Here is a 26,959-nt window from a genome sequence, read left to right on the forward strand (position 1 = left end):
TCGGCTACGGTGCTTGCCGTGCCACAAACTGCTGACTCCCACATTCTTGCGCCCCACACCATCACGTCCGTGAACGTCAACGGCGTTCGAGCAGCTGCCCGCAAGGGCATGCTCGACTGGCTGGAGAAGACGTCGGCGGATTTCATCTGCCTTCAGGAAACGCGTGCGTCGGACGATCAGCTTCGCGAGACTCTCGAACCAGCGCTCGGCAACGGATGGTTCCTCGTCTCCGCCGAGCCGTCCGCGAAGGGACGCAACGGAGTCGCGGTGCTCTCACGCACGGAACCTGACGCGGTGCGGATCGGTCACGGGGACGACGAGTTTCTCGACGCCGGTCGATACATCGAAGCCGACTTCGCGGATCTGACCGTCGCGAGCCTGTACCTGCCCTCCGGTGAGGCGCTCACGCCGAAGCAGGAGGAGAAGGAGCGGTTCATGGCGTCCTTCGCAGTTCACCTCGCTACCACCGCTGCGGCGGCCGAGGCTGCCGATCGTCACGTGGTGGTCAGCGGCGACTGGAACATCGCGCACACCGAACTCGACCTCAAGAACTGGAAGACCAACAAGAAGTCTTCGGGATTCCTCCCCGAGGAGCGCGCCTGGATGGATCTCCTGTTCGCCGAAGATTCCGCGTGGGTCGATGTCTTCCGCACCCTCCATCCGGGTGTCGACGGTCCGTACTCGTGGTGGTCGTACCGCGGCAAGGCATTCGACAACGATTCGGGTTGGCGTATCGACTACCAGGTTGCCACCCGCGGATACGCCGAGCGGGCCAAGGTTGCGCTCGTGGAACGCGCTGAGTCCTACGACCTCCGTTGGTCGGATCACGCACCTGTCACTGTCTCGTACCGGTAGGAGCGCTCGTGTCTGAAGGTCTGAAAATGCCGAGCGCAAAGACGCGCAACGCCATCATCACCGTCGTGGTGGCTGTGGTGGCGCTCGTACTGGCGGTAACCCTTTCTTCACGTGACTCCGACAGTTCGGCGTCGTCGGTTGCGAAGTCCTCGAGTGCCCAGTCCTCGACTGTTCAAGCCAAGCCGGGTGCTACCACCAAGGCCGCGCCGTCGAGTTCCGTGCCCTCGAGCTCCGCGCCCTCCAGCTCCGCGCCCTCCAGCTCCGCCGTCAAGACAACGCAGCAGACGAACAGCGATGCGCCGACGCGCGTTCTCGCCACGCTCGTGGAGATCGACGCCGGGCGGTGGCCGGATTCCGCCAATGCGCCGGGCACCAAGGGCGGCATCACCTTCCGCAACAGCGAAGGGCGTCTGCCCGCTGTCGGTGCCGGTGGCGGACGTGTCGTCTATCAGGAATGGGACGTCAACGCGAAGAAAAACGGCCAAGGTCGTGATGCCGAGCGAATCGTCACCGGTAACGACGGTTCGGCGTGGTACACCCTCGATCACTACGACACGTTTGTGAGGATTCGCTGATGTCGGACTCGTCTACGGTCAGCGTGGCGCAGTGGCTGGATCCGTCTTCGGATGTGGCTTCGGTGGCCCTGCAGAGCGACCCGGCCGTTGCGGATGATCTTGCACGTGAACTTCGTGGCGAGAATTTTGTCGTTCGGGTGGTTCGCGGAGAGAACATGCGAACAACGGCGCAGGTCTTCGACGAGTTCGCGGCAGCCTTCCAGTTTCCGTCCCACTTCGGGCGCAACAAAGACGCTTTCGACGATGTCATGCGCGATCTCGACGACGTACTCGGACTCGGCGCCGGATATGTAGTTGTGATCCGAGGTGCGGGTTCTCTACTGTCCGAGCAACAGGATCAGTTGGAGTGGTTCCGCGAAACGATGGACTTCTACACCGAAGAATGGGAACCCGTCGTTTTCCGGACCGTCTACCAGTTCGGTGCGGAGGACCTCACCACCCACGGTGAAGACCTCGTCGAACTCGACTACCCGGGCACCACGCCACTGCACTGATTTCCACTCGTGAAAAGATCGGAACCATGTCGACCCCTGCAGAACAGAAGCCCACCGCAAAGCCTCGCGTGCTTTCCGGAATCCAGCCGACGTCGGATTCTTTCCACCTCGGCAACTACCTGGGTGCGCTGCAGCAGTGGGTTCCGTTGCAGGACGATTTCGACGCTTTCTACTTCATTCCGGATCTTCATGCCATCACGGTGACGCAGGACCCGAAGGAATTGCGTCGTCGCACCAAGGTTGCGGTGGCTCAGCTCCTTGCGGTGGGGATCGATCCGGATCGGGCGACGCTGTTCGTACAGAGTCAGGTTCCCGAGCACGCACAGTTGGCGTGGGTCCTGAACTGCATCACCGGTTTCGGTGAAGCCAGCCGTATGACGCAGTTCAAGGACAAGTCCGCCAAGCAAGGCAGCGACAACGCCAGTGTCGGTTTGTTCACGTATCCGGTTCTGATGGCCGCGGACATCCTTCTGTACCGCCCGCAGCGAGTTCCGGTGGGTGAGGATCAGCGTCAGCACCTCGAACTCGCACGCGATCTGGCCGGCCGGTTCAACACCCGCTACGGCAAGGCGTTCGTTGTTCCCGAGCCGCAGATCATCAAGGGCACGGCAAAGATCTACGACCTGCAGGATCCGACCGCCAAGATGAGCAAGTCCGCCGCCAGCGCGGCCGGACTGATCAATCTGCTCGACGATCCGAAGGTGTCGGCAAAGAAGATCAAGTCGGCCGTCACCGACAACGAGCGCGAGATTCGTTTCGACCCGCAGGCCAAGCCGGGCGTCAGCAACCTGCTCACCATTCAGTCGGCTCTCTCGGGAGTACCGATCGAGACTCTGGTGGCCGGTTACGAGGGCAAGGGGTACGGCGACCTCAAGACCGATACCGCTGATGTGCTGACCGAGTTCGTCACCCCACTCAAGGCGAAGGTCGACGGTTACCTTGCCGACGAGGCAGAGCTGGATCGCATCATCGCGGCTGGAGCGCACCGCGCCCGTGAGGTGTCTTCACGCACTCTCGCCGCTGTCTATGACAAGGTCGGATTCCTGGCACCGAAGGGCTGACTTACGCGAATTCGGACTCACGACGCCTGACCGAACATGAGGGGGACGGCAATGGCTGACACGGACGACGACGCACCGAGCTTTCTCGAGAAGCAACGAGCAGCGCGACCCTGGCTCGATCATCTGGTTCGCGCCGCAGGACGTTTCCAAGAGCAAAAGGGCGATTACTACGCTGCGGGAATCACGTACTTCAGTGTTCTCGCATTGATTCCGATCATGATGGTCGCGTTTGCAGTGGCCGGTTTCGTATTGGCCGGGCATCCCGAGTACCTGGAGTCGATTCAGGAGCAGATCACCAAGAGCATTCCGGGCAGCTTGGGTGACACCATCAACACGCTGATCGATTCGGCTATCGACTCGCGCGCGAGCGTCGGAATCTTCGGTCTCCTGGGTGCCGCGTACGCGGGTCTCGGTTGGATGGCAAATGTTCGCGACGCGCTGACGGCGATGTGGGAGAGCAAGCGCGAGCCGAAGGGTTTCGTTCGTACCAAACTCGGTGACGCAGGGGCCCTCATCGGTCTGGCTCTCGCCATGGTCGTCTCACTGGGAATGTCGGCGCTGAGCAGCGGGCCGGTTGCGACTCAGATCGTGAAATGGCTCAACCTCGAGAACATCACCGGTGTCGGCGTGGGGCTCAGAGTCGTTTCACTGTTGCTTTCACTCCTGGCGACGTGGGCGGTGTTCCTGTGGGTGATTGCCCGGCTGCCGCGCGAGCCTGTCACGCTGCGCAGCGCCGCGCAGGCAGCGCTTATCGCCGCGGTCGTGTTCGAAATCTTCAAGCAGGTAGGTGCGATCTACCTCGCGGCCGTCACCAGTGGCCCGGCGGGGGTGGCATTCGGCCCGATCATCGGTTTGCTCGTGTTCGTGTTCACTGCGTCGAGGATGCTGCTGTTCTGCACGGCGTGGGCGGCGACGACAAAGGAAAGTATGGCTCTCGCCTTCGTTCCGCCGCCGGATCCGGCCGTGATCTCGCCGCGAATCGTTGTCAGTGACGGAGCTTCACCGTCTCGCATGGCTGCGTTGATCGCCACGGGTGCGGTTGCCGGCCTGGGTCTTTCGGGCTTCATGCGCCGTCGGCCGCGCTAGCGCCTTCGACGGTTCAGAGCAACGGCTCCCGCCACCAGTGCGATCACCACAACTCCGCCGACAGCACCGATGAGGATGCGGTCAGTGGTGTCCGACTCGGTGTCGGTAGCGGTGGGTGCTGCCGAGATCGAGCCTGGTGCAGCGGCAGACGGTGTGCGAGTGACGTCGGGCGTGGCATCGTCGGTCGATCGGTCCGTCAACGAGCCGACGGTTGTGCTCGCGGGGAGTGCATATCCGTAGTCGAGTAGACGGGCAGCCTGCTCCCACGGACGGATCGGCTTGGCTTCGCCGCCCATCAATGTCACCAGTAGTTTCCGGCCGTTGCGCTCCGCAGCACCGACGTACGTGTGGCGGGCGTCGTCGGTGAAGCCGGTCTTGCCGCCCAATGCGCCGTCGTAGTTGTAGAGCAACTGATTGTCGTTCGCGAGAGTGAATCCGGGGCGGTCCTGATCGTCAGGAATCGTCGGATCTTTGGGGAAGCCGGGAAACTCGACGGTTTCGGTATGGATCAGTCCGGCAAACGTCGGATTCTGGAGGGCTGTATGGAAGATTACGGCCAGGTCGTACGGTGAGCTGCTCATCCCTGGGCCGTCGAGTCCGGATGGAGTTGCCGTGCGGGTGTCGAGGGCGCCGAGTTCGGCCGCGAGCGCGTTCATTTTCGACACGGCTGCAGCGTCACCGCCGAGTTGGCGGGCAAGAGCGTGCGCGGCATCGTTTCCCGATGCCATGACCAGACCCTGCATCAGTTGCCGGTTGGTGTACTTGCCGCCCTTGCCGATGCCGACAGCGCTACCTTCAGCGTCCGCGTCTTCGGCAGTTGCGGTGATTTCGGTGTCGAGATCGAGTTCGTCGAGCGCGACGAGAGCCAACAGCATCTTGATGGTGCTGGCCGGTCGGTAGCGACCGTGCGGATCTTTCGCGGCGAGGACCTCACCGGTTTCGGCGTCCGCGAGTACCCATCCGGATGCCGCGATGTCGGCCGGGAGCGGGGGAGCGCCGTCAGGAAGTACGACGCCACACTCGCCGAGCTTGTCTCCACCGACGGGGCTTTCCGGAATCGGGACGGCAGTCGGGGCCGTGGATCCGGGCGCGGGTGCTTCGGAGAGATCGATCGCCGGCGCCGGGCTACTCGTGAACGGGCAGCTGTCGGTGTTGGGTGTTGTGAACGGTGCCTCGGTGGTGGTGGTGGGCGGCGGCGGGGCCGGTTGGGCGCCGGCCACTCCCGAGGTCCCTACGACACCGGTAAACGCAATGCTCCCTGAGAGCACTGTTCCGGCCACTGCCACTGCACACTTTCGACGCCACATCATCGATATACGAGGGTATGCGAACCTGAGGGAACGTCCGAATCGCCACGCAAGCAGAGGGATCGAAAACAGGCGATTCGGTTTGTACATCGGTCATAGTGGACGATCGCCGCTGATGAGTTCCACCACCACGCAGAGTCTGTAACAGTGGTGTAGTCGACTACTCGAATGGCGCACACGCACTGACGACAGGGGATCGGTATGGGCAAGATCGTGGTGACAGAATTCGTGTCTTTGGACATGGTCATGGAAGCGCCCGGTGGCGAACCGGGTTATGCGCACACTGGATGGGTCTTTCCGTACCAGGAGGGCGATCAGATGAAGTTCAAACTCGACGAAACCCTCGCCGCGGACGTGCTTCTACTCGGTCGACGGACCTACGAGAGCTTCGCCGGTGCCTGGCCTGAGCGCGAAGACGACCAAGGCGTTGCGGACAAGATGAACGAGATGCCCAAGTACGTCGTCACGAGTTCGACGGAGCCGCTTGAATGGAACAACTCGACGGCGCTCACCGACCCCATCGAGGAATCCGTTCCGAAGCTTAAGGAACAGATCGACGGCGAAATCCTGGTCGCGGGAAGTCGGACGCTCGTCCACGCGTTGTTGCTGGCCGGTCTGGTCGACGAGTTACGGCTGATGGTCTTCCCGGTCATTCTCGGGTCCGGCGGGAGAGTGTTCCCCGAATCGGCCGACAAGATCGACCTCGAGTTGAAGGACGATCGTCGGTACGAATCCGGAGTTCAGGTGCTGACGTACCACCCCACGGTCGCGTAGACCTCTCGAAAACATCTGTGGCCGAGCCTCTTCGAAAGTCTCGGCCACAGATGTCTTGCCGGCTAACTGTTTTCGGGGAAGCCGAGGTTGATGCCGCCGTGGCTGGGGTCGAGCCAGCGACTGGTGACGGCTTTACCTCGGGTGAAGAAATGAACACCTTCTGTCCCGTGAGCGTGGGTGTCACCGAAGAGGCTGTTCTTCCAGCCGCCGAAGCTGTAGTAGGCCATGGGAACCGGGATGGGGACGTTGATGCCGATCATGCCGACCTCCACCTCGTTCTGGAAGCGTCGGGCAGCGCCGCCGTCGTTGGTGAAGATGGCGGTGCCGTTTCCGTACGGGTTGTTATTGATCAGTTCGAGGGCTTGGTCGTAGGTATCGACGCGCACGACGGAGAGAACAGGCCCGAAGATTTCGTCGGTGTAGATCGACATGTCGGTGGTGACGTGGTCGATGAGGGTGGGTCCAAGCCAGAAGCCGTCCGGTCCACCATCGGCCTGGACTGTACGTCCGTCGACCACGATGGTGGCGCCGTCCTTCTCGCCTGCATCGACGTATGAGGCGACCTTGTCGCGGTGGGCCTTGGTGACGAGCGGACCCATGTCGGAGTTCTTGGTGCCGTCACCGGTGACGAGGGGAGTGGTGCGCTCGACGATCTTGGCGACCAGTTCGTCGGCGATGTCGCCGACTGCGACCAGGGCGGAGATCGCCATGCATCGTTCGCCCGCGGAGCCGAATCCCGCGTTGACCATTGCGTCGGCGGCGAGGTCGAGGTCGGCGTCCGGCAGAACGATGGCGTGGTTCTTGGCGCCGCCGAGTGCTTGCACGCGTTTGCCATTGGCGGTGCCGGTGGCATAGACGTACTGGGCGATGGGGGTGGATCCGACAAACGAAATCGCTTTGACTGCTTTGTTTTCCAGAAGTTCGTCGACGGCGAGCTTGTCACCTTGGAGGACGTTGAAGACGCCGGGGGGCAGACCGGCTTCGGCCCAGAGTTCGGCGAGCCAGATCGCCGCGGTGGGGTCCTTCTCCGAGGGTTTGAGAATCACGGTGTTCCCGGCGGCGATGGCGACCGGGAAGAACCACATCGGGACCATCGCGGGAAAGTTGAAGGGGGAGATGATGCCTACGGGGCCGAGAGGTTGGCGGATGGAGTAGACGTCGACCTTGGTCGATGCATTCTCGGTGTATCCGCCCTTGAGGAGATGCGGTATTCCGCAGGCGAATTCGACTACTTCTTGTCCGCGGCTGATTTCGCCGAGGGCGTCGGAGAGAACCTTGCCGTGCTCGGCTGTGATGATCTCGGCGAGTTCACCTTTGCGAGCGTTGAGGAGTTCGCGGAAGCTGAACAGTATCTGTGTGCGCCGGGCCAGGGAGGTGTCACGCCAGGCGGGGAAGGCCGCCGCAGCAGCGTCGATGACGGTGCGAGCGTCCTCGAGGTTCGCCAGGGCGAGTCGGCCGGTGATCTGTCCGGTGGCGGGGTTGGTGACGGGGGCGGTGTTCTCGGATGTTCCGGCGAACGACTTGCCGTCCAACCAGTGCGCGATGACACGAGTATCAGTGCTGGTCATGGTATTTCCTAGTGGTCTGGTGGCTCAGGAGTTCGGGGAGGTGTACTTGGCGACATAGTCGTTCATCGTCTCGCGCTGGTACCGGGAAACCTCGTGTGCGTTTTCGTTCTCGGCGAAGACGCTCGACACCATCACGGTGTTGTCACGATCGTAGAAGCCGAGTTTGCCGAGGCCGCCGAAGAATTCGTCCCAGTTGACGTCTCCGTCCCCGATTTTGAGGTGTTGATGCACTCGAACGGCATTGCCTGGCGGATTGGTGATGTAGCGAAGTCCGTGCGAACGGTGATGATCCATGGTGTCTGCCACATGTACGAGACGGACCATGTCGCCGGCGGCCTCCATGATGGCGGGAAGGTCCCCACCCATGTGGAATTGGTGGCACGCCACGATCACCATGCCGAGGTTCTTGGAGTTCACGCCACGGATCGTGCGGATCGCGGCAAGTCCGTCTTCGACAAAATCGTCCGGGTGCGGGTCGATCAGGACGTCGATCCCCTCGCGTTCGATGATCGGAAGCAGTTCCTCCATCGAACGATAGAACGCACGCTCGGACTCTTCGGCTTTCTCGGGGCGGCCGGAGAATTCGGTGTTCATGACGTTGACACCGAGATCGACCGTGATCTGGATGGCCCGCTTCCAGTAACGCACTGCTGCTTCGCGAGCGTCCTCGTCCGGGCCGGACCACCGAAGGACCGGGAGCACCGACGCGATGCCGACTCCCGCACTCGCGCAGGCCTTCCGGAACTCGGTGACGAGCGCGTCGTCGGCTTTCGGGTGATTGAAGAACGGGATCATGTCGACGTGCGGTGTGAGCTGCAGATACTCGTACCCGAGATCGGCAACAACTCGGGGAAGCTCCAGCAGCGAGTAATCGTGACGGAACGGTGTGGGATCGAGAGCGACCTTCATCGCTACGCTCCGGCCACAGAATCGCGCGCAACCATGTCCACGACGACGCGTTGACCCGTCTCCAGAGACTTCACGCCAGCGGCGCAGACAGCGGCCGCGGCGTACCCGTCCCAGGCGCCTGGTCCGTCGATGTAGTTGCCGGTGCCGGCGCCCGTCTTCACTGCCTTGATCCACCGGGCGAACTCGGTGTCGTATGCCTGCCCGAAGCGTTCGCGGAATCCTGGGGTGATCTGCCCACCCCAGTTGCCGGGCTTGGTCTTTCGGATCAGTCCCACGTCGAGTCCGATCATCGCGCTTCCGAGTTCGCCGACAACTTCGGTGCGCACTTCGTAGGCAACTCCGGTGGTGACAAACACCTCGGCGTCGACGTGTCTACCGGACTCGGTCTCGAATATCGCGATCTGTGGGTCTTGAATGCCCTCGGGAGCAAGCGAATTCGCAGACGGCCGAATTATCTGCACCGAGGTGATCTCTTCGTCGAGCAGGAATCGCGTCACGTCGACCTCGTGGACGAGCGAGTCCTTGACGATCATCGCGCTGTCGAAGCCGTTCGGAACCGCAGGATTGCGGTGCGCGCAGTGCACAACGAGAGGGCGACCGAGATCGCCGCTGTCGATCAAATCCTTGAGCTGGGTGTATTCGTGGTCGAACCGGCGCATGAAACCAACCTGGATCAGTTTCTTTCCCAGCGCTGCTTCGGCTTTGACGATCGCCAGCGAACTGTCCGCGTCGGTGGTCAGCGGCTTCTCGCAGAGAACCGGCTTGCCTGCTTCGAGGCAGGCAAGTACCTGCTTCTCATGGGTCGGGCCCGGGGTTGCGAGCACAACGGCGTCGACGTCCTCGGCTGCGATGGCATCGAACGGATCGACGACGACGCGTGACCCCGGCGTCAATGCTGCGATTTCCTCGGCGCGGGCAAGAGAGTAGTCGTTGACGACAGTGACTCGGGCACCGCCGATTTTGTTGGTGATGCGGTCGACGTGATCGGCCCCCATGATGCCGACGCCGAGCACTGCGATCCGGAGATCCTGGTTGTCAGACATGCGGTGGTACTCCTCGATTGTGTTGCTCAGCTGAAACGGACGGCGGGAACGCCACAGGTGGACAGGTATTTCTGAGTGCGCTGTGCGATGGGCAGCGGTGTGTCGGGATGGCAGGGATACATGTCCTGCTCGACGATCGCGAACACGTCGATGCCGAGCTTCTCGATGGCCTCCAGAAGCGGCGGCATGTCCGGGATTCCGCGCGGTGGTTCGATCATCGCGCCGAGTTTGACCGCTTCGCCGAACGGCAGGTCCTCCGCCTCCACCTTGGCGACGATCGCCGGATCCACCTGCTTGAGGTGCAGGTACCCGATGCGCTCCGGATGCTTGTTGATGATGGCCAGGTTGTCGCCGCCACAGTAGCTGATGTGGCCGGTATCGAGGCACAGGTTCACGAAACGCTCGTCTGTACCTTCGAGGAACTTGTAGACGTTGTCCTCGATGTCGACATGGCTGTCGGCATGAGGGTGGTACTGCGCCATGACGCCGTACTCCTCGAGCATCGCCTTGCCGAGAGCGTTCATGCCGTCGGTTTTCTTGCGCCACTGCTCGGGAGTCAGATTTCGATCTTCGAGTACTTCTCCGGTGGAAGGATCGCGCCACATCTCGGGGATGACGACTACGTGCTTGCCACCGACGGCTGCGGTCAACTTGGCGACGTCCTTGATCTGATTCCAGACGGCATCCCAGGAATCGTCCTGGTGCAGGTGTTCGAAAACGGTACCGGCCGAAAGCTTGAGGCCGCGTGCTCCGAGTTCGTCAGTCAGCTTGGCTGGATCGGTCGGAAGGTATCCGAACGGGCCGAGTTCGATCCATTCGTATCCCGACGCGGACACCTCGTCGAGGAATCGTGTGTACGGGGTCTGCTGAGGGTCGTCCGGAAACCACACACCCCAGGAGTCGGGGGCTGATCCGACGCGAATCGCGCTCATGTCTAGATTCCTTTCGCGGGCAAGCTTTTTGGGGTGTGTCTGTGCGGAAATTTCATTCGGATGGACGTAGATACGGTCGCTGGATCTTCTTCCAGGACTCGTAGGTTGTCCGGGCGTTCTTGGTCGATTCCAGTTCGGAGGTAGCCGATACCGGTACATCCCACCAGGATTCGCTGTCCGGGGCGCCGATCAGCGGATCGGTTTCGACGTGGATGACCGTGCTGGTGTCGCTTGCTTTGGCGACTTTGATCGCGTCGGCGAACTCGGCGGCGGTGTTGGCGCGGATGACGTCGACACCGAGGCTGGCGGCGTTCGCGGCCAGATCGACCGGGAGAACACCTCCGTCGAGACGTCCGTCATTCGAGCGGTAGCGGTACTGCGTGCCGAAGCGCTGGGAACCCAGCGACTCGGACAGCGAACCGATGGAGGCAAATCCGTGATTCTGCACCAGGACGACGATGACCTTGAGGCGTTCCTGTACGGCGGTGACCAATTCGGTGGCCATCATCAGATAGGAACCGTCGCCGACCATCACGAACACGTCGCGATCGGGGCACGCCATGCGGACGCCTAGACCGCCGGCAACTTCGTATCCCATGCACGAGTACCCGTATTCGACGTGATACCCCTTGGGATCACGGGTTCGCCACAGCTTGTGGAGGTCACCCGGCATGGACCCGGCAGCGCACACGACGACGTCACGTGGATCGGACAGAGTGTTGACCAGGCCGATCACCTGATTCTGATTCAGTGACCCGTCGGCAGCGGGTTCGGCTGGGTTGTAGACGGATTCGACGATCGCATCCCAATCGCGAGCGAGTTCACCGATCCTGGACGCGTATTCGTCGTCCACCCGGTAGTCGTTCAGTGCGATCGCCAGCGCGTCGAGTGCCTCACGTGCGTCGGCGACCACGCTGACTCCGCCCTGCTTCACGGAGTCCAGTGAAGCGACGTTGATGTTGACGAAGCGAACGTCGGGATTGGTGAATGCGGTGCGGGACGCGCTCGTGAAATCGCTGTACCGCGTGCCGATTCCGATGACGACGTCCGCCTCGGTGGCCAGTGCGTTTGCAGCCGTAGTGCCGGTGGACCCCACCGCCCCGACGGATTGTGGGTGGTCGTAGACCAATGAACCTTTGCCGGCCTGGCTCTGCCCCACGGGGATTCCGGTCTGCGCGCAGAACGCTGCCAGAGAGTCGGTGGCCTGGCTGTAGATCACGCCGCCGCCGGCGACGATCAGTGGCTTGCGAGCCGAGCGGATGATCGCGGCGGCGCGTTCGATCACCGATCGCTCGGGGAGCGGGCGGGCCACGTGCCACACCCGTTCGGCGAAGAAGGACTCGGGCCAGTCGAAAGCCTCGGCCTGCACGTCCTGCGGGATGGCGATGGTGACTGCGCCGGTCTCGACGGGATCAGTGAGAACGCGCATCCCGGCGAGCAGAGCGCTCGGCAACTGCTCCGGGCGCCATACCCGATCGAAGTATCGTGAGACCGGCTTGAAAGCGTCGTTGACTGTGACGTCGCCGCTCGACGGGAGTTCGAGTTCCTGTAAGACGGGGGCACTGGCGCGGGTCGCGAAAGTGTCTGCGGGAAGGAGTAATACAGGTAGACGGTTGATGGTGGCCAGTGCCGCGCCGGTGATCATATTGGTGGCACCGGGGCCGACGCTGGACGAGACTGCCCACGTCTGCAGGCGGTCCTTCATGCGGGCGTGCGCGACAGCCGAGTGCACCATCGCCTGTTCATTGCGGCCGAGCACGTAGGGGAGTGTCGGCTCACGGCCGGCATCGAGATCCTGGATCTCGGCCTGCAAGAGTGCCTGCCCCAGTCCGGCGACGTTGCCGTGCCCGAAGATTCCGAAGCAGCCGGCAAACAGCGTGGTGCGCTGGCCGTCGCGTTCGGTGTACTGGTTGGCGAGGAAGCGGACGACAGCTTGAGAAACGGTGAGGTGTACGGTCGGCTCGTCGCGAGGTAGACGATTGCCGGTTGCGTTGTTGGTGGGTGCCACAGCTTTCACTTCCGTCAGTTGTGGGACTGCAACGGCAGTCGAGGGTCGATGTCCTGGTGATCCCAGCTTCCACGTAGCCAGGTGTGTTGCGGATCGTCACAGATGTTCCACGCCCGGATCTCGTCCGAACCTGCCATGACATTGAGGTAGTACATGTGGTGGCCCGGCGCTGCGATGGACGGGCCGTGATAGCCGTGCGGCACGAGGACGACGTCGCCCGAGCGGACTTCCTCGAGCACCTCGATAGGTCTCTCGGCGGTTCCGTACACGCGGTGGTAGCCGAAACCTTCGGTCCCGGTGGGGCTTCGGTCGATCTCGAAGTAGTAGATCTCTTCCAGAGCCGATTCGACGTCGCTGTTCTCGTCGTGCTTGTGGCTGGGATACGACGACCAGTTCCCGCCGGGGGTGATGACTTCACACGCGATGATGGAGTCGGCCTCGAAGGTGTCTGCGGTGGCGAAGTTGTGAACCTGTCGGCTGCAGTTACCGGCACCTCGGAGTTCGACGGCAACTCCCGACACCGGGCCGTAGCGATGGGGCAGCTTGGCTCCGGCGCGCGCTCCGCACAGGGCGAAGCGGCCTCCACCTGCGCTGGCCACTGTGTAGTCGGAATCGCGTCCTACGTAGGCGAAGTCGCTCGGTCCGTCGAAGACCGACGCGCGGCCGGTCAGGGCGATCTCCGTCCCCTCGGCAACTATCACGGCCGAACCCGACAGTGGAACGACGACTATCTCGTTCTCGCCGGACTGCAGGTGGACGCTCGCGCCAGGGGCGAGTTCGAGTGTCCACAAGCTGGATTCGGTCCAACCCGCGGACTCCGGCGTGACCACTGTCGTGAAATCACCGTCGGCGGACGATCCGGCGGGGACGTAGTACTTGCTGAACATCTTGCTCCTGCCAGGTCGGTTCTAGTGGACGAGTTTGACTGCGGTGTCGACGGCCGCGGTCACGTCGCCGTCCGGTGGGTAGAGCAGCGCGCGCCCGACGATCAGTCCGCGCACGGACGGCAGCTGAAGGGCAGCGTCCCACTTTGCGTACGTTTCTTCCGGCGCGATCTGCGGATCGCCGCCCAGGAGGAGCGTCGGGAGGGTGGTCGCATCCATGACGCGTTCCATCTCGTCGACGACCGGTAGTTTCATCCACGTGTACGCCGAGGTGGAGCCGAGACCTTGGGAGATGTGGATGGACTTGATGACGGCGTCGGGGCTGAGATCGTTGACGACCTTGCCGTTGACGCGGCTGGAGAGAAACGGCTCGAGCATCGCGATCAGTCCGGCCGCGGCCAGTTCGTCAACGGCTTCGGCACATGCCGTCATGGTGGGCAGGGTGCCCGCGTCGTCGAGGGCGATGCGCAGCAGCATCTTTCCGCCATTCATTCCGAACTTCGCGGTGCCCGCCGCGGTATATCCGGTCATGCGGTCGTCGAGTTCGAAGCTCGCGCCCGCCAGGCCGCCGCGGTTCATCGACGAGAAGACGACCTTGTCCTCGAGGGCCCCGAGGAGGAGCAGATCGTCGAGAATGTCCGCGGTACCGAGAACGCCGTCGACTCCGGGATTGTCGAGCGCCGTGCGTAATCTGTCGAGCAGATCGGTACGACTGTTCATCGCTGTCGGCTTGCCGCCGACAGAGAGTGCCCCACGCGCTGGATGATCGGCAGCGACGATCATCAGTCGTCCGTTGCCTCGAACGGTGGCACGAGGAGTTCTTGCTGCCCAGGACTTTTCGATGATCTGCGGATCGCTCGCACGCAGTTCCGTCACGTCGGCGTAGGTGGTGGCGAGGGGGCGGGCGGCGAGCTTGTCAGACATTGACTGCCTCCGTGGCTGTGGCTTCGGCGAGATCGTGGACTTCTTCAGCGGTTGGCATCGCAGTGGAGCATTCGAGCCGAGATGCGACTATGGCACCGGCCGCGTTGGCGTAGCGCAGTACCTTCTCCAGTGGCCACCCGGCCAACAGTCCGTGGCACAGTGACCCGCCGAAGCTGTCGCCGGCACCCAGCCCGTTGACCACGTCGACGGCGTTGGGCGGCACGGTGATCGATTGCTTTCGTGTTTTGCCGAGGACACCCTTCGGGCCCTGCTTCACGATGGCCAGTTCGACTCCGAGGTCGAGAAGCGCGTCGGCGGCCTTGTTCGGATTGGTCTCACCGACCGCGATCTCGCACTCTTCGCGGTTTCCGACGGCTACCGTCACGTGCGCGAGAGCGCGCTGCACCTGAGTGGTCGCTTCTTGGGGTGTCGACCAGAACATCGGGCGGTAGTCCAGATCGAGGACCGTCAGCGGGCGTCGTTCGCGGGCTTCCCAGGCAGCGAAGTGTGCACTGCGACTCGGTTCTTCGGACAGCCCTGTCACAGTCGACCAGTAGAGGGACGCTGTTCGAACGGCGTCGAGGTCGATATCTTCCGGGGTGATCCGAAGATCGGGCGCATGCGGCTTGCGGTAGAAGTACAGCGGGAAGTCGTCAGGGGGGAAGATCTCGCAGAACGTCACCGGTGTCGGGTACTCGGAATTGGTGACGACAAACCTGTTGTCGACGCCCAGACGTGCCAACTCGCGTGTGACGAACTTTCCGAAGGGATCGCTGCCTACGCCGGAGATCAGTGCTGCTCGCCGGCCGAGGCGTGCAGCCGCCACCGAGACGTTTGCTGCGCTGCCGCCGAGAAACTTGCCGAAGGTCTCGACGTCTTCGAGTCCGACACCGGTTTGAAGTGGGTAGATGTCCACCCCCGATCGGCCGATGGCAAGCACGTCGAATGGTGCGTCAGGGATGTGTGACCCGCTCTGGTGAGTGTTGATGCTTGTCAAGACTGACTCCCGAGAGTTCGTGGTGGGCTGCCCGCGCAGGGCACCGTTGTATGACTGAAACTGTGCGCCGCGACACAGCGATTGTCAATAGTTTGTCTGGACATTATGACTTGCGGTCAAGTGAATGTTAGTGTTCGCATACACTGCCGAGAGAAGTAGCGTCGATACGGCGCCTTCCCAAGACAGATCGGAGTTGACCGTGGTCGCAGCACTCGCCGTCGAGTTGGACCGCTCGAGCCCGGTGCCGCTGTATTTTCAGCTGGCCCAGGCAATCGAGGGCGCTATTCTCGGTGGCGAACTTGCCCCAGGTGATCGCTTCGAGAACGAACTGGCGTTGGCCAAACGGCTCAATCTCTCACGTCCGACCACTCGACGTGCGATCCAGGAACTGGTGGACAAGGGCCTACTTGTTCGTAAGCGGGGAGTCGGAACTCAGGTGGTGCAAAGTCCGGTACACCGCCCGGTCGAGCTCACCAGCCTGTTCGACGACCTTGCGAGGGCCGGCCAGGCACCGACGACCAAGCTGCTCGAGTTCACGGTGGGAGTTCCCGCCGAGGACGTTGCCGCGGAACTCAACCTCGAACCTGACGCCGAAGTGGCCACCATCAGGCGTCTGCGAAGCACCAACGGCGAACCGCTTGCAGTGATGACCAACTACATTCCGGTGGACATCGCACCCGATCCCGAGGAGTTGGAGACGCAAGGGCTGTACCAAACCTTGCGAACTCGCGGCGTTCACATCCGTGTGGCGCGGCAGCGAATCGGCGCTCGGGCGGCGACTCGCGAAGAAGCAGGATTGCTCGACGAGAAAGTGGGTGCTGCCCTCTTGACCATGAGCCGCACTGCATTTGACGATTCAGGTAGTGCCGTCGAGTACGGCAGCCACTGCTACCGAGCGTCGCGTTACTACTTCGACACCACCGTGGTCGACCGCTAGACCTCGATCCCGGTGACACGAGTACCCGCCTGACCGAGTCAGTGGGGGTGATTTGTGATCCCAGCATTTCTGCGATCCTTCGATCATTTGACCCGAACGGAGCCTCATGACAGGCATTTCAGTAGCAGTTGCCGGATTCGGATGGATGGGCCGCGTACACACGCAGGCGTATCTGCGTCTGCGGCAGCACTATCCCCAGCTTCCCGTGATCCGCCTGGCCGCCGTCGCCGACGAGGTGCCTGGCAGAGGGGAGGAAGCGGCGGACCAATTCGGTTTCGAAGCTTTCACCCAGGACTGGCGCGATATCGCAGCCGATCCGGCCATCGACGCGGTGAGCATCACGGCCCCGAACTTCTTGCACCGTGAAATCGGCGTCGCAATGGCAGAAGCCGGCAAACACATCTGGATCGAGAAGCCCGTCGGCTTGTCCACGGAGGACGCCAAAGCTGTTGCCGCAGCAGTCTCGAAGGCCGGTGTGCAGTCGACCGTCGGCTTCAACTACCGAAACGCGCCGGCTGTAGCCCTGGCAAAGAGCCTGATCGACTCAGGGGAGTTGGGCACGATCACGCACTCGCGGTTTCGTTTCCTCAGCGACTATGCGGCCCACCCTGAAGGCGCTTTGAGTTGGCGATACGAGCGTGAGCGCGGCGGCGCCGGCGTCCTGGGCGACTTGGCTTCGCACGGCATCGATCTGATTCGTCATCTGCTCGGTGACGTCGACGCTCTCGTTGCTGATACTGCGATCTTCATCCCGGAGCGTGCGCGTCCGTCCGCCGCTACCAGTGGACATGCCCGAGCCAGCGGCGGGGAGATGGGAGCTGTCGAGAACGAAGACTTCGTCAGCGCACTGCTGCGGCTCGGCTCGGGCGGCCGCTGCACCCTCGAAGCGTGCCGCGTCGCCGTGGGAGAGCAGAACAACTACGGATTCGAGATTCACGGTACGAAGGGTGCCGTGTTCTGGGATTACCGCCGGATGGGTGAACTGGGCACCAGCCTCGGCTCGAAGTATCAGGACCAATCCGTCACGACGGTTTTGGTCGGCCCCGAGTCGGGAGAGTTCGGCCGCTTCCAACCCGGCGCGGCCAACGCCATGGGTTATGACGACCTGAAGGTCATCGAGGCTCGCAATTTCGTCTCCTCGATCGTGGACGGAGCGCCGCAGGGCGCGACCATCGCTGATGCTGTCGCGTCGGCGCAGGCTCTGGACGCGATGGTTGCCTCGGTCTCCTCCGGTGGCTGGATTTCTCTCGGCTGATCGAGAATCGCTCCGAAAGGCTCTGGTGCAGTGACATTTCCCCGCGGACTGGCGTTGCTCGTGGCAGCAGCACTGTTCATGGAGATGCTCGACGCGACGATTCTCGCAACCGCACTGCCGTCGATCGCCCAATCCTTCGGAGTTGACGCCGTCGACGTCAATGTCGCCGTTTCTTCGTACCTCCTGGTGTTGGCCGTCCTGATCCCGGCGAGCGGATGGATGGCCGACAGGTTCGGAACGCGACGTGTCTTCATCTCTGCCATAGCCGTTTTCACGGCGGCGTCGGTGGGATGTGCACTGAGCACCTCCCTCCCGATGCTGGTGGGGATGCGCGCACTACAAGGGGTAGGCGGCGCCATGATGGTGCCGGTAGGGCGGCTCGCAGTATTGCGGGTGACGTCGAAGGCGGAACTCGTACGGGCTATCGCTTACTTGACGTGGCCGGCGCTCACAGCGCCGGTTCTTGCGCCCGCTGTGGGTGGAGCCATCGTGTCGATCGCTTCGTGGCGCTGGATCTTTCTGATCAACGTTCCGATCGGGATCGTCGGGTTTCTGCTGGCATTGCGCATGGTGCCCGACATTCGGCAAACACAGAAACGGAGCCTCGACTGGCTGGGATTGGTGGTGATCGGAGCAGGCGTCGCAGTGCTTGTCGTGGCGCTCGACAGCGTGCACAGTGCCGGAACCGACTGGCTACGAGTGGGCCTCGGGATCATTGCGGCTCTGATCTTGTTGAGCTTGGCCGTCATTCACCTCATCCGGTCGGATCACCCGCTCATCGCGCTCCGCGTCCTCCGACTTCGATCGTTTCGGCTCGTCGCGTCGAGCGGCTCGCTGTACCGGCTCGTGATCATGGGCGTGCCGTTTGTGCTGCCGTTGTTGTTCCAAGTGGGATTCGGAATGTCGGCGTTCAAGGCCGGTCTGCTGGTGATGGCTCTGTTCGCGGGGAATATCGCGATCAAACCGCTCACCACTCCGCTCATGCGTAGATTCGGGATCAGACGAGTTCTGGTGGGAAACGGAGTTCTGTCGGTGGTGTGCTTCGGTGCGCTGGTACTGATCTCGTCGACGACACCGGACGTCGTTATCGCTGTTGCACTGTTTGTCAGCGGCGCGTTGCGATCCATCGGGTTCACCGCGTACAACAGCTTGGCGTTCGCCGACGTCGACTCGGGTGAGCTGACCGATGCAAATACTCTGCATGCAACGCTGCAAGAGTTGGCATCCGGTCTGGGTATTGCACTGTCCGCGTTGGTGATCACGCTCTGCACACCGTTGGCGGAGTCGGAGGATCTGAGCGGCGGAGTGCCGTTTTCTCTGACGCTGGGTGTTCTCGGGGCCATGCTGGTGCCGACGGTGATCGAGAGTTGGCGGCTCCCACGCGATACAGGTGCTGTGGTGTTGGTGCGCCGATAATGAAGCGTCTTCCGCCACCTTCATCATAACGCGGGACCCGGGGCTTGCGGCAAGGCCCCGGTGATGGTGCACACTCGTCTGCTGCGAGCAAGCAAAAGCCTTGCCCGAAGGAGGGGATCGCATGAGTGACGTCATCATTGTCGGTGCTGGACCAACTGGATTGATGCTGGCAGGTGAGCTCCGGCTACAGGGCGTCGATGTCGTCGTCGTGGACAAGGACGAGGAGCCGACTCAGTTCGTCCGTGCCCTCGGCATCCATGTGCGCAGCATCGAAATCATGGAGCAGCGCGGGTTGCTGGACAAGTTCCTCGCGCACGGCCGCAAGTATCCGCTCGGTGGATTCTTCGCGGGGATCAGCAAGCCGGCACCCGCGCACCTCGATACTGCGCACGGGTACGTCCTGGGCATACCTCAGCCCGAGATCGACAGGATTCTTGCCGAACATGCCACCGAAGTCGGCGCGGACATTCAGCGAGGGAAGCGCGTCGTCGCGATCCGTCAAGATACCGACAACGTCACAGCGGAATTGTCCGACGGCACAACACTTCACGCGCGTTACCTCGTGGGCTGCGACGGCGGCCGCAGCACTGTTCGGAAGCTGATCGACGTCGGGTTTCCCGGCGAGCCGTCGAGCGCCGACACGTTGATCGGCGAAATGGACGTGACCATGCCGGCTGATGAACTGGCCGCCGTTGTCGCCGAAATCCGGGAAACGCACAAACGATTCGGAGTCGGTCCCGCCGGCAATGGTGCTTTTCGTGTCGTGGTTCCTGCGGCCGAAGTTGCCGACGGTCGCGCAACACCGACCACCCTCGACGACATCAAACAACAGCTACTGGCCATTGCCGGTACCGACTTCGGTGTGCACTCGCCGCGGTGGCTCTCGCGCTTCGGCGACGCCACCCGTCTGGCGGAGCACTACCGGCGCGACCGGGTGTTTCTCGCCGGCGACGCCGCACACATCCACCCACCGATGGGCGGTCAAGGTCTCAATCTCGGTGTGCAGGACGCCTTCAACCTCGGCTGGAAGCTCGCCGCCGAGATCAACGGCTGGGCACCGGAGGGCCTGCTCGACACGTACGAATCGGAACGGCGTCCGGTGGCTGCCGACGTGCTGGACAACACGCGCGCCCAGGCCGAGTTGATCTCCACCGCTGCCGGACCACAAGCGGTGCGGCGCTTGATCTCCGAGCTGATGGAATTCGAAGACGTCAAGCGCTATTTGACCGAGAAGATCACTGCGATCTCGATTCGCTACGATTTCGGCGAAGGCGACGACCTACTCGGTCGGAGGCTGCGGAACATCGCGTTGACCCGCGGCAACCTGTACGACCTGATGCGATCCGGCCGCGGACTTCTTCTCGACCAGGGTGGCCAACTGTCCGTCGACGGTTGGAGCGATCGCGCCGACCATATCGTTGACACAAGCACTGAATTGGAAGCTCCGGCCGTCCTGCTTCGGCCGGATGGTCATGTGGCATGGGTCGGGGATACGCAGGCGGAGTTGGATACTCAGCTGTCTAAGTGGTTCGGTCGGCCAACAGCGTAGGGCTATCTGGTTCCACCTCTAAGCCGACTGGCCGCTTAACACGCTGGCCAATGGGCTGTGTATTGATCCGATACTTCGACGTGGTCGCGATAGAGCTGTTTGCGTTTGCGCGTTGGAAGTCGGTCGCCGAAGACAATGCCGTTGATGTGGTCGGTCTCGTGTTGGAAGCAGCGCCCGAGGGTGCCACCTGCAGTGATTTCGATCGGGTTGCCGTATTGATCGTTTCCGCGACAGGTCGAGAAGTCGGGTCGCGCGAGGTCTGTGTAGGCACCGGGTAGGGACAGACAGCCTTCGCAGTAGTCGACTAGCTGCCGGTCGACTCCTTCAGGAAGGTCAACGACCGGATTGCAGACGACGCCGGTGCGTTGCGTCCCTACCTCGTCGGTGCAGTCGTAGATGAACACCGCGAGGTCGACGCCGATCTGTTGAGCTGCGAGTCCTGCGCCGTTTGCGGCGGTGTTGGTAGCGAACATGTCTGCCAGCAGATCTTGGAGATCGCTGCCGAATTCAGCCACTGGCCGAGCTGGCGTATGAAGGACAGGGGTGCCCCAGCGAATGATCGGTTGCGCGGTACCTAGGCGGAGAAGTTCGGAGACAGGCATGAGGTTCATGTTCCGCTCTGCTCCTGCCCAACGCAACGAGAGTGTTCGCGTTCGACCGCTACGTTCCTCACCGCCGTGCAGCGCCGGTTTACTCTCCCGCGTCGCGCGGACCGCTGTCTGAACATTGGATCTGGTGCAACTTTCAGTCAGCCCGCTTGGCGGTCCCTTCGCCTCCACGCTGTCGAGCCGTACCGGGATTGATGTGGAGCCGAACGCCCTCATAGGTGACTGTGTACGGCACATCGTCATCGTTGTCCGGGTCGCCGGAGTCCGCAGGATCCGGCAGTTCCGCGATCTGTTCGATGACCGTCTGTGCTCGCGCCGCACCAGGATCGAACATTTCCTGAAACGGCCCGACGAACGAGCCACCGAGTCCGCGGCGCTTCGCCCGAACAGCCGCCCACCCGAACGTCGCCAACGGGCCGATCATGGCGAACAGCACTAACAAGTCCCACCCCATGCTTCGAGCGTACCGACCGATCGGCATTAAGCGGCCCAAGTCTCTTCAGTGCTGCCGTCCCTCAGCTCATTCGTCTCTCGGACTGTGCCTTCAGTAGATCGGCCAGTCGACCAGGTGAGATCCGCTCGCGAACCGCTTCCGTCACGAGTTCGGCCTGCGTCTGAGGCGCGAGGCCGTCGATCGGTTGGTCTCGGTCCAGATTGGTCGGGAAGGCGTAGCCCTCGGCCGAGGCGGCGACGGCACACCGAACTGCCTCGTCTGACCCCGCCTCGCTGAGAGCGAGCAGTGCCGGATAGATCGCGTTGACGAGTGCCTCCCGGTCGATGGTTCCGAGGGCTCGACCGAAGGCCGACGACACCTGGAGAAGATTTGCCATACGCAGGACGTCGGCGGACTTGTTGTGGCCTGCCGCGTGGAACAGGGCTGGGTTGAAGAAGACGGCATCTCCCTTCTTCAAAGGTAATTGGACGTAGTTGGCTTCGAAGAACTCCTTGAACTCGGGACGCTCGAACGCGAGGTATCCGGATTCGAATTGCTGCGAGTACGGCAGATACTTCGTCGGCCCCGTCTCGGCCGGCATATCCACGTGGGCGACTGCACCTTGCAAGGTGAGGGCAGGGGTCAAGCGGTGCACATGCGCCCGAAACTTCGCGGCTACGTCGCTCGACATGAAACCGAGGTGGTAGTCGCGATGTGGATTCTGTGCGGCGCCACCGGGATTGACGACGTTGACGTCCGACGTCACCTGATACATGGGGCCGAGCCACGCTTCCGAAGCCAAAGCGACAATGCTGTTTGCGTAGTAGTCGACGTAAGCCTTGGGATCTTCGAGCGCCAACTTCAGTTGTGCGCCCCAGATTCGGTCATTGGCACCAGGTTTGGCGAAGTGATCTCCGGACGCTGCACCGGATTCGTGTTGGCGTGCAATGAGTTCACGGAAGACCGCGCTGGCGCGATCCAGTATCTCCGCGTCGAACGCGCCTTGAAAGACTGTGATGCCGGGGCCGGTGAGTAACGCCCGGGCGATCTCGTCTTGGATCTCGGCCCGGGTTTCAGGATTCGACGATTGCTCTACCAATGCTTCGGAGCGGTACAGAAGAACCCCGTCGGCCACTGAATGGGCGTACGGGTAATCGGCAAGGGCGGTGTCGTGCGCGACCAAAGCGGCGAAGTCGTCGATGTTGCAGTCTTCTCGGTGCAACCTACCTGCGGACGGCACGGTGTGGTCGGTCAGTGATGGAGTCATTCGGGGCCTTTCCTGCGGTGTTCAAGATGCGCTGTACCTCAAAGACTGCCAAGGAGAACCCATCGAAACTACCCCTGAAATCCATCAAAAAGACATCAGAAACTTTCCCCCACGGGCTCGACCGAGACAGTTGCCCCGCGGAGTGCATCGACTTGATCACGGCAGCTGCCACGAGATTTGCCCGCAGGCCTTCCGCGGCTGTGGCCAACGTCGACGGTCTTCCGGTGCTCAATGCGTCGATCCACTCTTGAAGTTGGCGCCGATACGACTCGGCAAAACGCGGAATCCAATCCGCCGCATAGCCGTACGAGTGGGATCGATCCGCGTCGGTGTGGATGACCACCGGTTCGGCGAGACGAGCGGCGCCGATTTCGCCCACGACCTCGCACCGAGTGTCGTAGCCGTACCGCGCGTTGAGAAAGACCTCGACCGTGGTGAGAACGCCGTCGGCGGTGCGCAGCATGATTATCTGCGGATCCTGGCGATCGGTCACCAGCGAACTCGAGCGCCCGCAGTGCCAGCTGGCTGCGACGACGGGAGAGTTCAAGATCCACGGCACGATGTCGAGTTCGTGAATCGCGGAGTTGGTCACCGTGGATTCCGAGCTGCCACCCGGGTAGGCGCTGACGGTCCGACTCGAGCAGTGCACGATCAGTGGGTCACCGATACGGCCGGAATGTGTTTCGGCCTTCAGCGCCACGTATCCCGGATCGAAGCGGCGCATGAATCCGACGCTCACAAGGGGGCTTTCGGGGTTCTCGGCCGCAGCGACGCGTCGGCAGTCCTCTGCTGTCACTGCGAGGGGCTTTTCACACAGAACCGGTTTTCCGGCTTCGACAGCAGCAAGCGTGAGGTCGGCATGCGTTGAATCATGGGAAGCGATGACTACGGCGTCCACACCGGCGTCGTTGATCAGTTTCAACGGATCGGTCACCCACCGTGCGCCGACTGCGGACGCTACGGACTTTGCTCGCTCTTGATCGAGGTCTGCAACCACAGAGACCGTTGCCCCGGAGACCGTGGAGTGGAGATTGCGGACGTGGTCGGCGCCCATGACGCCGGTTCCGATCACACCGACCCGAATCGACATGAGGTTCCTACTTCCAGGGTATTGAAACGGACAACCTAATGTCCTTACATATTTCGAGATTCGACTCTACAGTTCGAGGCATGACTTCTTCTACAGTTCTGGAACTCCCTCGCACCAGGGTCCCCGATCCGGTCGACGCTCCGACTTTGCGCTGGGGGATCCTCGGGCCTGGCTGGATTGCACAACGCTTCGTGGAGTCACTGCAGAGAAATACAGCGCAGGAAGTCACGGCCGTCGCTTCGCGCGGACTCACCCGCGCTCAGGCCTTCGCGGACAATTGGGGGATCCGACGCGCTCACGGTAGCTACGACGCTTTGCTTGCCTCCGAGGATGTGGACGTCGTCTATGTCGCAACACCGCACACTGCTCATTTCGATTGCGCGATGGCGGCATTGGATCACGGCAAGCATGTCGTGATCGAAAAGCCGCTGGCTTTGAACGCAGCGCAGGGACGGGCGATTCAGGAGCGGGCGACTGCGCTCGGACTGTTTTGCATGGAGGCGATGTGGACGTCGTTTCTGCCCAAGTTCGACGTGATCGACCAGATCCTCGAGGCGGGGCTGCTGGGAACCATACGTACGGTTCTGGCCGATCACGGCGAACGGTTCGAGACCGATCATCGTATCTACGATCCAGCGCTTGCGGGTGGGCCACTTCTCGACCTCGGGACCTATCCGGTCAGTCTCGCGTATCGGGTATTGGGTGTTCCTACTGCGGTTGCTGCCCTGGGCGAGCCGGCGAATGACATGGTGAACGGCCAGATCTCAGCGGTTCTGTCCTGGGCAGGCATTGCTCAGGCCAGTCTGAACACCACGATCCTTGCTGACACGCCCAACACGGCCTCGATCTGCGGCGACAAGGGGATGATCGTTCTGGACTCGACGTTCTACCGGCCCGGGGCCTTCACTGTCCGGCTAGGTGACGGAAGATCTGCGCGCTACGACGATCCGGTCGACGGATACGTCGGAGGTCTCGCGTTCGAGGCGGCCGAGGCGGCGCGGCGGATCACCGCCGGGGATATCGAGTCGCCGGTCCATCCGCTCGACGCGGCCATTGCGACGCTCGACATCCTCGACGAGATCCGGCGTCAGGTGGGGATCACGTTCCCGGGTGAGGGCTAGAGCGTAAAGGCCTTCCGGAAAGCAGTGAGTGCGGTGTCACTGTCTCCGGATGCCCAGCCCTCCAAACCGATCGTGCCGGTGTAACCCTGGTCGGCGAGCACGCGTGCGATGGCGGGGTAGTTGATCTCGCCGGTTCCGGGTTCGCATCGGCCGGGTACGTCGGCCACCTGAATCTCGCCGATGTTGTCACCACAACGCCGCACGAGTTCGATGAGGTTTCCTTCGCCGATCTGTGCGTGGTAGAGGTCGAGCATCATCTTGAGGTTGGGGTGTGAGACGGATTCCACCAGTGCCAGAGTGTCTTTGGCGCGGGCCATCGGTACGCCGGGGTGATCGACGATCGTATTGAGATTCTCGAGGCAGAAGACGACTCCGGCTTCTTCGCCCAGTCTCGCGATCTTCTCGAGCGCGCGTTGGGCGGTCAGCCACATCGCTCCCGTAGTTCGATACTGCGGGCGCGCAGCCTGTCCGTCGATGAGCTCGCCGGTATGGAAGTTCAGCCGGGGAACGCCGAGTTTCGCTGCCGGAGCGAGGCATAGCGCCGCTGTGCGTACCAGTTCGGCGCTGCCGGCTTCGTCGAACAAATCGCCGTGGAGATAGCCGGTCATCGAGGAGAACCGAGCTCCGGTGGCGACCAGAGCATCGAGGTCTTTGTCTTGCCAACTCCAGATCTCAGCTGCGAACCCCGCCTCCGAGATCCGCCGAACACGCTCGACGACAGGGAGTTCGGTGAACGTCATCTCGGCAGAGACCGCCAAGTCGAAGGGGCTCACTGCGGCACCGCCAGCAACGAGACGGGCAGTCCGGTTTCCACGGATTCTTTTGCGGCCAGTGCGATTTCCAGGGCGTTGCGAGCATCGAGACCGTCGACCGACGGCGCACTGCCGGAGCGGATGCAGTCTGCGAAGTGCACCAGCTGGGCAACATAGGCGTCGTGAAACAGTTCGATGTTCACCCGAGGTGTGTCGGCCAGAACGCCCGGTGAGCTGTAATGACGCATCGCGGTCCGCGTGACCTCGCCTGCACTCACCATTCCACCGGAACCGAAAACTTCGCCGCGCACGTCGTAACCGTAGGTGGCTTGGAAGTTGGCCTCGGCCGACGCGAGGGCGCCGTTGTCGAAGCGCAACTGAACCATCGACGTGTCGAGGTACCCCTGCTCCTTGTACTGCGGATGGATGAGAGCATCGGCCTGCGCGAACACCTCGACGACGCGTGCCCCGGGGTTGAGCCAGAGCAGAGCGTCGAAGTCGTGAATCAGTGTCTCGTTGAAGATCGTCCACGGCTTGACTCGGGAGGCGACGTCGGCGGTGATTCCTGGGTCGCGAGTCAGAGAACGAAGTAGCTGTGGGGTTCCGATCCCGCCGGCGGTGATCACGTCGTGCGCCGCGGTGAAGTCGGCGGCGAAGCGCCGGTTGAAACCGACTTGCAGCGCAACGTTGTTCGCGTCACACGCGCCGATCGCGCGATCGGCGTCCTCGAGTGTCAAGGCCATCGGCTTTTCGCAAAAGACATGTTTGCCGGCCTCCGCGGCGGCCACCACGAGATCGGTGTGAGTTGATGCGGGCGTACTGATGAGCACCGCTTCGACGGTCGGATCGGCAATCAGCTCAAGGGCGTCGGTGTACGCGCGGGCGTCGGGACTGACACGTTCGATCAACGACGCCGCAGCGCCGGGCGCAGGATCGGCGACGGCGACGAGACGGGTGCCGGAGATACGCAGCGCGACGGACTCGCCGTGGAAGCGGCCGATCCATCCGGCGCCGATGAGACCGACTGCAACAGAGGCAGACATGGGGGCTCCGTTCGGAGTGAGAATGAGGAACTAGATCGTTCTAGTCCATGCCAGTAAAGCGCCGGATGCGG

At 62.4% G+C, this 26,959-nt stretch carries 26 protein-coding genes; 11 read left to right on the top strand and 15 right to left on the bottom strand.

The annotated features are described in order from the left end of the window. The first annotated feature begins 9 nt into the window (after positions 1-9). Genes FEZ59_RS26430 through yhjD form a run of 5 tightly spaced genes read left to right on the top strand, consistent with a single transcriptional unit; the run spans position 10 to position 4,071 of the window. Positions 10-855, top strand: a complete 846-nt coding sequence (locus FEZ59_RS26430; RefSeq protein WP_080726638.1) for an exodeoxyribonuclease III — start codon at positions 10-12, stop codon at positions 853-855. 26 nt (positions 856-881) lie between these two features. Next, on the top strand, positions 882-1,430 hold the full coding sequence (locus tag FEZ59_RS26435) for a ribonuclease domain-containing protein (protein ID WP_021343644.1): 549 nt from the start codon (positions 882-884) through the stop codon (positions 1,428-1,430). Continuing rightward, positions 1,430-1,924, top strand: a complete 495-nt coding sequence (locus tag FEZ59_RS26440) for a barstar family protein (protein WP_019747663.1) — start codon at positions 1,430-1,432, stop codon at positions 1,922-1,924. The genes FEZ59_RS26435 and FEZ59_RS26440 overlap by 1 nt, the downstream gene beginning before the upstream one ends. A gap of 26 nt (positions 1,925-1,950) precedes the next feature. Then, positions 1,951-2,985 carry a tryptophan--tRNA ligase gene (gene trpS / locus FEZ59_RS26445; RefSeq protein WP_003941025.1) on the top strand — a complete coding sequence of 345 codons (1,035 nt, stop codon included), beginning with the start codon at positions 1,951-1,953 and terminating at the stop codon, positions 2,983-2,985. 51 nt (positions 2,986-3,036) lie between these two features. After that, the gene (gene yhjD / locus FEZ59_RS26450; RefSeq protein ID WP_172933427.1) at positions 3,037-4,071 is read left to right on the top strand and encodes an inner membrane protein YhjD; all 1,035 of its coding nucleotides are present in this window, start codon (positions 3,037-3,039) and stop codon (positions 4,069-4,071) included. On the opposite strand, the gene FEZ59_RS26455 is transcribed toward yhjD, so the two are convergent. Continuing rightward, positions 4,068-5,381, bottom strand: a complete 1,314-nt coding sequence (locus FEZ59_RS26455; RefSeq protein ID WP_029254980.1) for a D-alanyl-D-alanine carboxypeptidase family protein — start codon at positions 5,379-5,381, stop codon at positions 4,068-4,070. The two genes, yhjD and FEZ59_RS26455, sit on opposite strands and share 4 nt — an antisense overlap. A gap of 198 nt (positions 5,382-5,579) precedes the next feature. On the opposite strand from FEZ59_RS26455, the gene FEZ59_RS26460 reads away from it, so the two are divergent. Further along, positions 5,580-6,152, top strand: coding sequence for a dihydrofolate reductase family protein (locus FEZ59_RS26460; RefSeq protein WP_172933428.1), 573 nt, complete (start codon positions 5,580-5,582; stop codon positions 6,150-6,152). A gap of 62 nt (positions 6,153-6,214) precedes the next feature. On the opposite strand, the gene FEZ59_RS26465 is transcribed toward FEZ59_RS26460, so the two are convergent. Genes FEZ59_RS26465 through iolC form a run of 8 tightly spaced genes read right to left on the bottom strand, consistent with a single transcriptional unit; the run spans position 6,215 to position 15,417 of the window. Beyond that, the gene (locus FEZ59_RS26465) at positions 6,215-7,720 is read right to left on the bottom strand and encodes a CoA-acylating methylmalonate-semialdehyde dehydrogenase (protein WP_019747667.1); all 1,506 of its coding nucleotides are present in this window, start codon (positions 7,718-7,720) and stop codon (positions 6,215-6,217) included. A gap of 24 nt (positions 7,721-7,744) precedes the next feature. Beyond that, entirely contained in the window at positions 7,745-8,629 is an 885-nt protein-coding gene (locus tag FEZ59_RS26470) for a sugar phosphate isomerase/epimerase family protein (RefSeq protein WP_172933429.1), read from the bottom strand. A gap of 2 nt (positions 8,630-8,631) precedes the next feature. Then, positions 8,632-9,672 (bottom strand): Gfo/Idh/MocA family oxidoreductase, encoded by a 1,041-nt coding sequence (locus FEZ59_RS26475; RefSeq protein WP_019747669.1) that lies wholly within the window; start codon positions 9,670-9,672, stop codon positions 8,632-8,634. Positions 9,673-9,698: 26 nt separating this feature from the next. After that, the gene (locus tag FEZ59_RS26480) at positions 9,699-10,604 is read right to left on the bottom strand and encodes a sugar phosphate isomerase/epimerase (RefSeq protein ID WP_069145857.1); all 906 of its coding nucleotides are present in this window, start codon (positions 10,602-10,604) and stop codon (positions 9,699-9,701) included. A gap of 52 nt (positions 10,605-10,656) precedes the next feature. Next, a complete protein-coding gene (gene iolD, locus FEZ59_RS26485; protein WP_172933430.1) occupies positions 10,657-12,612 on the bottom strand; it encodes a 3D-(3,5/4)-trihydroxycyclohexane-1,2-dione acylhydrolase (decyclizing) in 1,956 nt (651 codons plus the stop codon). A gap of 14 nt (positions 12,613-12,626) precedes the next feature. Then, positions 12,627-13,499, bottom strand: a complete 873-nt coding sequence (iolB, locus tag FEZ59_RS26490; protein ID WP_084325076.1) for a 5-deoxy-glucuronate isomerase — start codon at positions 13,497-13,499, stop codon at positions 12,627-12,629. 21 nt (positions 13,500-13,520) lie between these two features. Further along, positions 13,521-14,420, bottom strand: a complete 900-nt coding sequence (locus tag FEZ59_RS26495) for a hypothetical protein (protein WP_046378298.1) — start codon at positions 14,418-14,420, stop codon at positions 13,521-13,523. Then, entirely contained in the window at positions 14,413-15,417 is a 1,005-nt protein-coding gene (gene iolC / locus FEZ59_RS26500) for a 5-dehydro-2-deoxygluconokinase (protein ID WP_172933431.1), read from the bottom strand. Before iolC ends, FEZ59_RS26495 begins: the two co-directional genes overlap by 8 nt. Positions 15,418-15,616: 199 nt before the next feature. On the opposite strand from iolC, the gene FEZ59_RS26505 reads away from it, so the two are divergent. The 4 genes from FEZ59_RS26505 (at position 15,617) to iri (ending at position 20,574) form a co-directional block, all read left to right on the top strand. Further along, the gene (locus tag FEZ59_RS26505; protein ID WP_003941006.1) at positions 15,617-16,354 is read left to right on the top strand and encodes a GntR family transcriptional regulator; all 738 of its coding nucleotides are present in this window, start codon (positions 15,617-15,619) and stop codon (positions 16,352-16,354) included. A 106-nt stretch (positions 16,355-16,460) separates the two neighbouring features. Then, positions 16,461-17,609, top strand: coding sequence for a Gfo/Idh/MocA family oxidoreductase (locus tag FEZ59_RS26510; RefSeq protein ID WP_046378299.1), 1,149 nt, complete (start codon positions 16,461-16,463; stop codon positions 17,607-17,609). Between the two features lie 30 nt (positions 17,610-17,639). Next, positions 17,640-19,025 (top strand): MFS transporter, encoded by a 1,386-nt coding sequence (locus FEZ59_RS26515; protein WP_134998747.1) that lies wholly within the window; start codon positions 17,640-17,642, stop codon positions 19,023-19,025. Positions 19,026-19,146: 121 nt separating this feature from the next. Next, the gene (iri, locus tag FEZ59_RS26520) at positions 19,147-20,574 is read left to right on the top strand and encodes a rifampin monooxygenase Iri (protein ID WP_172933432.1); all 1,428 of its coding nucleotides are present in this window, start codon (positions 19,147-19,149) and stop codon (positions 20,572-20,574) included. 35 nt (positions 20,575-20,609) lie between these two features. On the opposite strand, the gene def is transcribed toward iri, so the two are convergent. From def to FEZ59_RS26540, 4 genes are all read right to left on the bottom strand, one after another. Beyond that, a complete protein-coding gene (gene def, locus FEZ59_RS26525) occupies positions 20,610-21,185 on the bottom strand; it encodes a peptide deformylase (protein ID WP_242459941.1) in 576 nt (191 codons plus the stop codon). A gap of 133 nt (positions 21,186-21,318) precedes the next feature. Then, positions 21,319-21,636, bottom strand: coding sequence for a hypothetical protein (locus FEZ59_RS26530; RefSeq protein WP_242459942.1), 318 nt, complete (start codon positions 21,634-21,636; stop codon positions 21,319-21,321). Between the two features lie 61 nt (positions 21,637-21,697). Continuing rightward, positions 21,698-22,882: a phytanoyl-CoA dioxygenase family protein gene (locus FEZ59_RS26535; RefSeq protein ID WP_141487485.1), complete on the bottom strand. Its 1,185-nt coding sequence runs from the start codon at positions 22,880-22,882 to the stop codon at positions 21,698-21,700. Beyond that, on the bottom strand, positions 22,839-23,972 hold the full coding sequence (locus FEZ59_RS26540; protein ID WP_172933434.1) for a Gfo/Idh/MocA family oxidoreductase: 1,134 nt from the start codon (positions 23,970-23,972) through the stop codon (positions 22,839-22,841). Before FEZ59_RS26540 ends, FEZ59_RS26535 begins: the two co-directional genes overlap by 44 nt. A gap of 80 nt (positions 23,973-24,052) precedes the next feature. Here FEZ59_RS26540 and FEZ59_RS26545 point away from each other — a divergent pair, with 80 nt between their 5' ends. Then, positions 24,053-25,093, top strand: a complete 1,041-nt coding sequence (locus FEZ59_RS26545; RefSeq protein ID WP_172933435.1) for a Gfo/Idh/MocA family oxidoreductase — start codon at positions 24,053-24,055, stop codon at positions 25,091-25,093. Here the strand turns inward: FEZ59_RS26545 and FEZ59_RS26550 are convergent. Together FEZ59_RS26550 and FEZ59_RS26555 are read right to left on the bottom strand one after the other, a co-directional pair. Continuing rightward, positions 25,090-25,866 carry a TIM barrel protein gene (locus FEZ59_RS26550; protein ID WP_081098366.1) on the bottom strand — a complete coding sequence of 259 codons (777 nt, stop codon included), beginning with the start codon at positions 25,864-25,866 and terminating at the stop codon, positions 25,090-25,092. The genes FEZ59_RS26545 and FEZ59_RS26550 overlap by 4 nt on opposite strands. Beyond that, on the bottom strand, positions 25,863-26,888 hold the full coding sequence (locus tag FEZ59_RS26555) for a Gfo/Idh/MocA family oxidoreductase (RefSeq protein ID WP_047890273.1): 1,026 nt from the start codon (positions 26,886-26,888) through the stop codon (positions 25,863-25,865). The genes FEZ59_RS26550 and FEZ59_RS26555 overlap by 4 nt, the downstream gene beginning before the upstream one ends. Positions 26,889-26,959: the final 71 nt, after the last annotated feature.

It is taken from the genome of Rhodococcus sp. MS13 (assembly GCF_013277835.1).
Lineage (GTDB): Bacteria > Actinomycetota > Actinomycetes > Mycobacteriales > Mycobacteriaceae > Rhodococcus_F > Rhodococcus_F erythropolis.

Coding starts and splice junctions, on each gene's coding strand:
- FEZ59_RS26435 (WP_021343644.1), top strand. CDS start 882: ATGCCGAGCGCAAAGACGCGCAACGCCATCATCACCGTCGTGGTGGCT.
- FEZ59_RS26440 (WP_019747663.1), top strand. CDS start 1,430: ATGTCGGACTCGTCTACGGTCAGCGTGGCGCAGTGGCTGGATCCGTCT.
- trpS (WP_003941025.1), top strand. CDS start 1,951: ATGTCGACCCCTGCAGAACAGAAGCCCACCGCAAAGCCTCGCGTGCTT.
- yhjD (WP_172933427.1), top strand. CDS start 3,037: ATGGCTGACACGGACGACGACGCACCGAGCTTTCTCGAGAAGCAACGA.
- FEZ59_RS26455 (WP_029254980.1), bottom strand. CDS start 5,381: ATGATGTGGCGTCGAAAGTGTGCAGTGGCAGTGGCCGGAACAGTGCTC.
- FEZ59_RS26460 (WP_172933428.1), top strand. CDS start 5,580: ATGGGCAAGATCGTGGTGACAGAATTCGTGTCTTTGGACATGGTCATG.
- FEZ59_RS26465 (WP_019747667.1), bottom strand. CDS start 7,720: ATGACCAGCACTGATACTCGTGTCATCGCGCACTGGTTGGACGGCAAG.
- FEZ59_RS26470 (WP_172933429.1), bottom strand. CDS start 8,629: ATGAAGGTCGCTCTCGATCCCACACCGTTCCGTCACGATTACTCGCTG.
- FEZ59_RS26475 (WP_019747669.1), bottom strand. CDS start 9,672: ATGTCTGACAACCAGGATCTCCGGATCGCAGTGCTCGGCGTCGGCATC.
- FEZ59_RS26480 (WP_069145857.1), bottom strand. CDS start 10,604: ATGAGCGCGATTCGCGTCGGATCAGCCCCCGACTCCTGGGGTGTGTGG.
- iolB (WP_084325076.1), bottom strand. CDS start 13,499: ATGTTCAGCAAGTACTACGTCCCCGCCGGATCGTCCGCCGACGGTGAT.
- FEZ59_RS26495 (WP_046378298.1), bottom strand. CDS start 14,420: ATGTCTGACAAGCTCGCCGCCCGCCCCCTCGCCACCACCTACGCCGAC.
- FEZ59_RS26510 (WP_046378299.1), top strand. CDS start 16,461: ATGACAGGCATTTCAGTAGCAGTTGCCGGATTCGGATGGATGGGCCGC.
- iri (WP_172933432.1), top strand. CDS start 19,147: ATGAGTGACGTCATCATTGTCGGTGCTGGACCAACTGGATTGATGCTG.
- def (WP_242459941.1), bottom strand. CDS start 21,185: ATGAACCTCATGCCTGTCTCCGAACTTCTCCGCCTAGGTACCGCGCAA.
- FEZ59_RS26530 (WP_242459942.1), bottom strand. CDS start 21,636: ATGGGGTGGGACTTGTTAGTGCTGTTCGCCATGATCGGCCCGTTGGCG.
- FEZ59_RS26535 (WP_141487485.1), bottom strand. CDS start 22,882: ATGACTCCATCACTGACCGACCACACCGTGCCGTCCGCAGGTAGGTTG.
- FEZ59_RS26540 (WP_172933434.1), bottom strand. CDS start 23,972: ATGTCGATTCGGGTCGGTGTGATCGGAACCGGCGTCATGGGCGCCGAC.
- FEZ59_RS26545 (WP_172933435.1), top strand. CDS start 24,053: ATGACTTCTTCTACAGTTCTGGAACTCCCTCGCACCAGGGTCCCCGAT.
- FEZ59_RS26555 (WP_047890273.1), bottom strand. CDS start 26,888: ATGTCTGCCTCTGTTGCAGTCGGTCTCATCGGCGCCGGATGGATCGGC.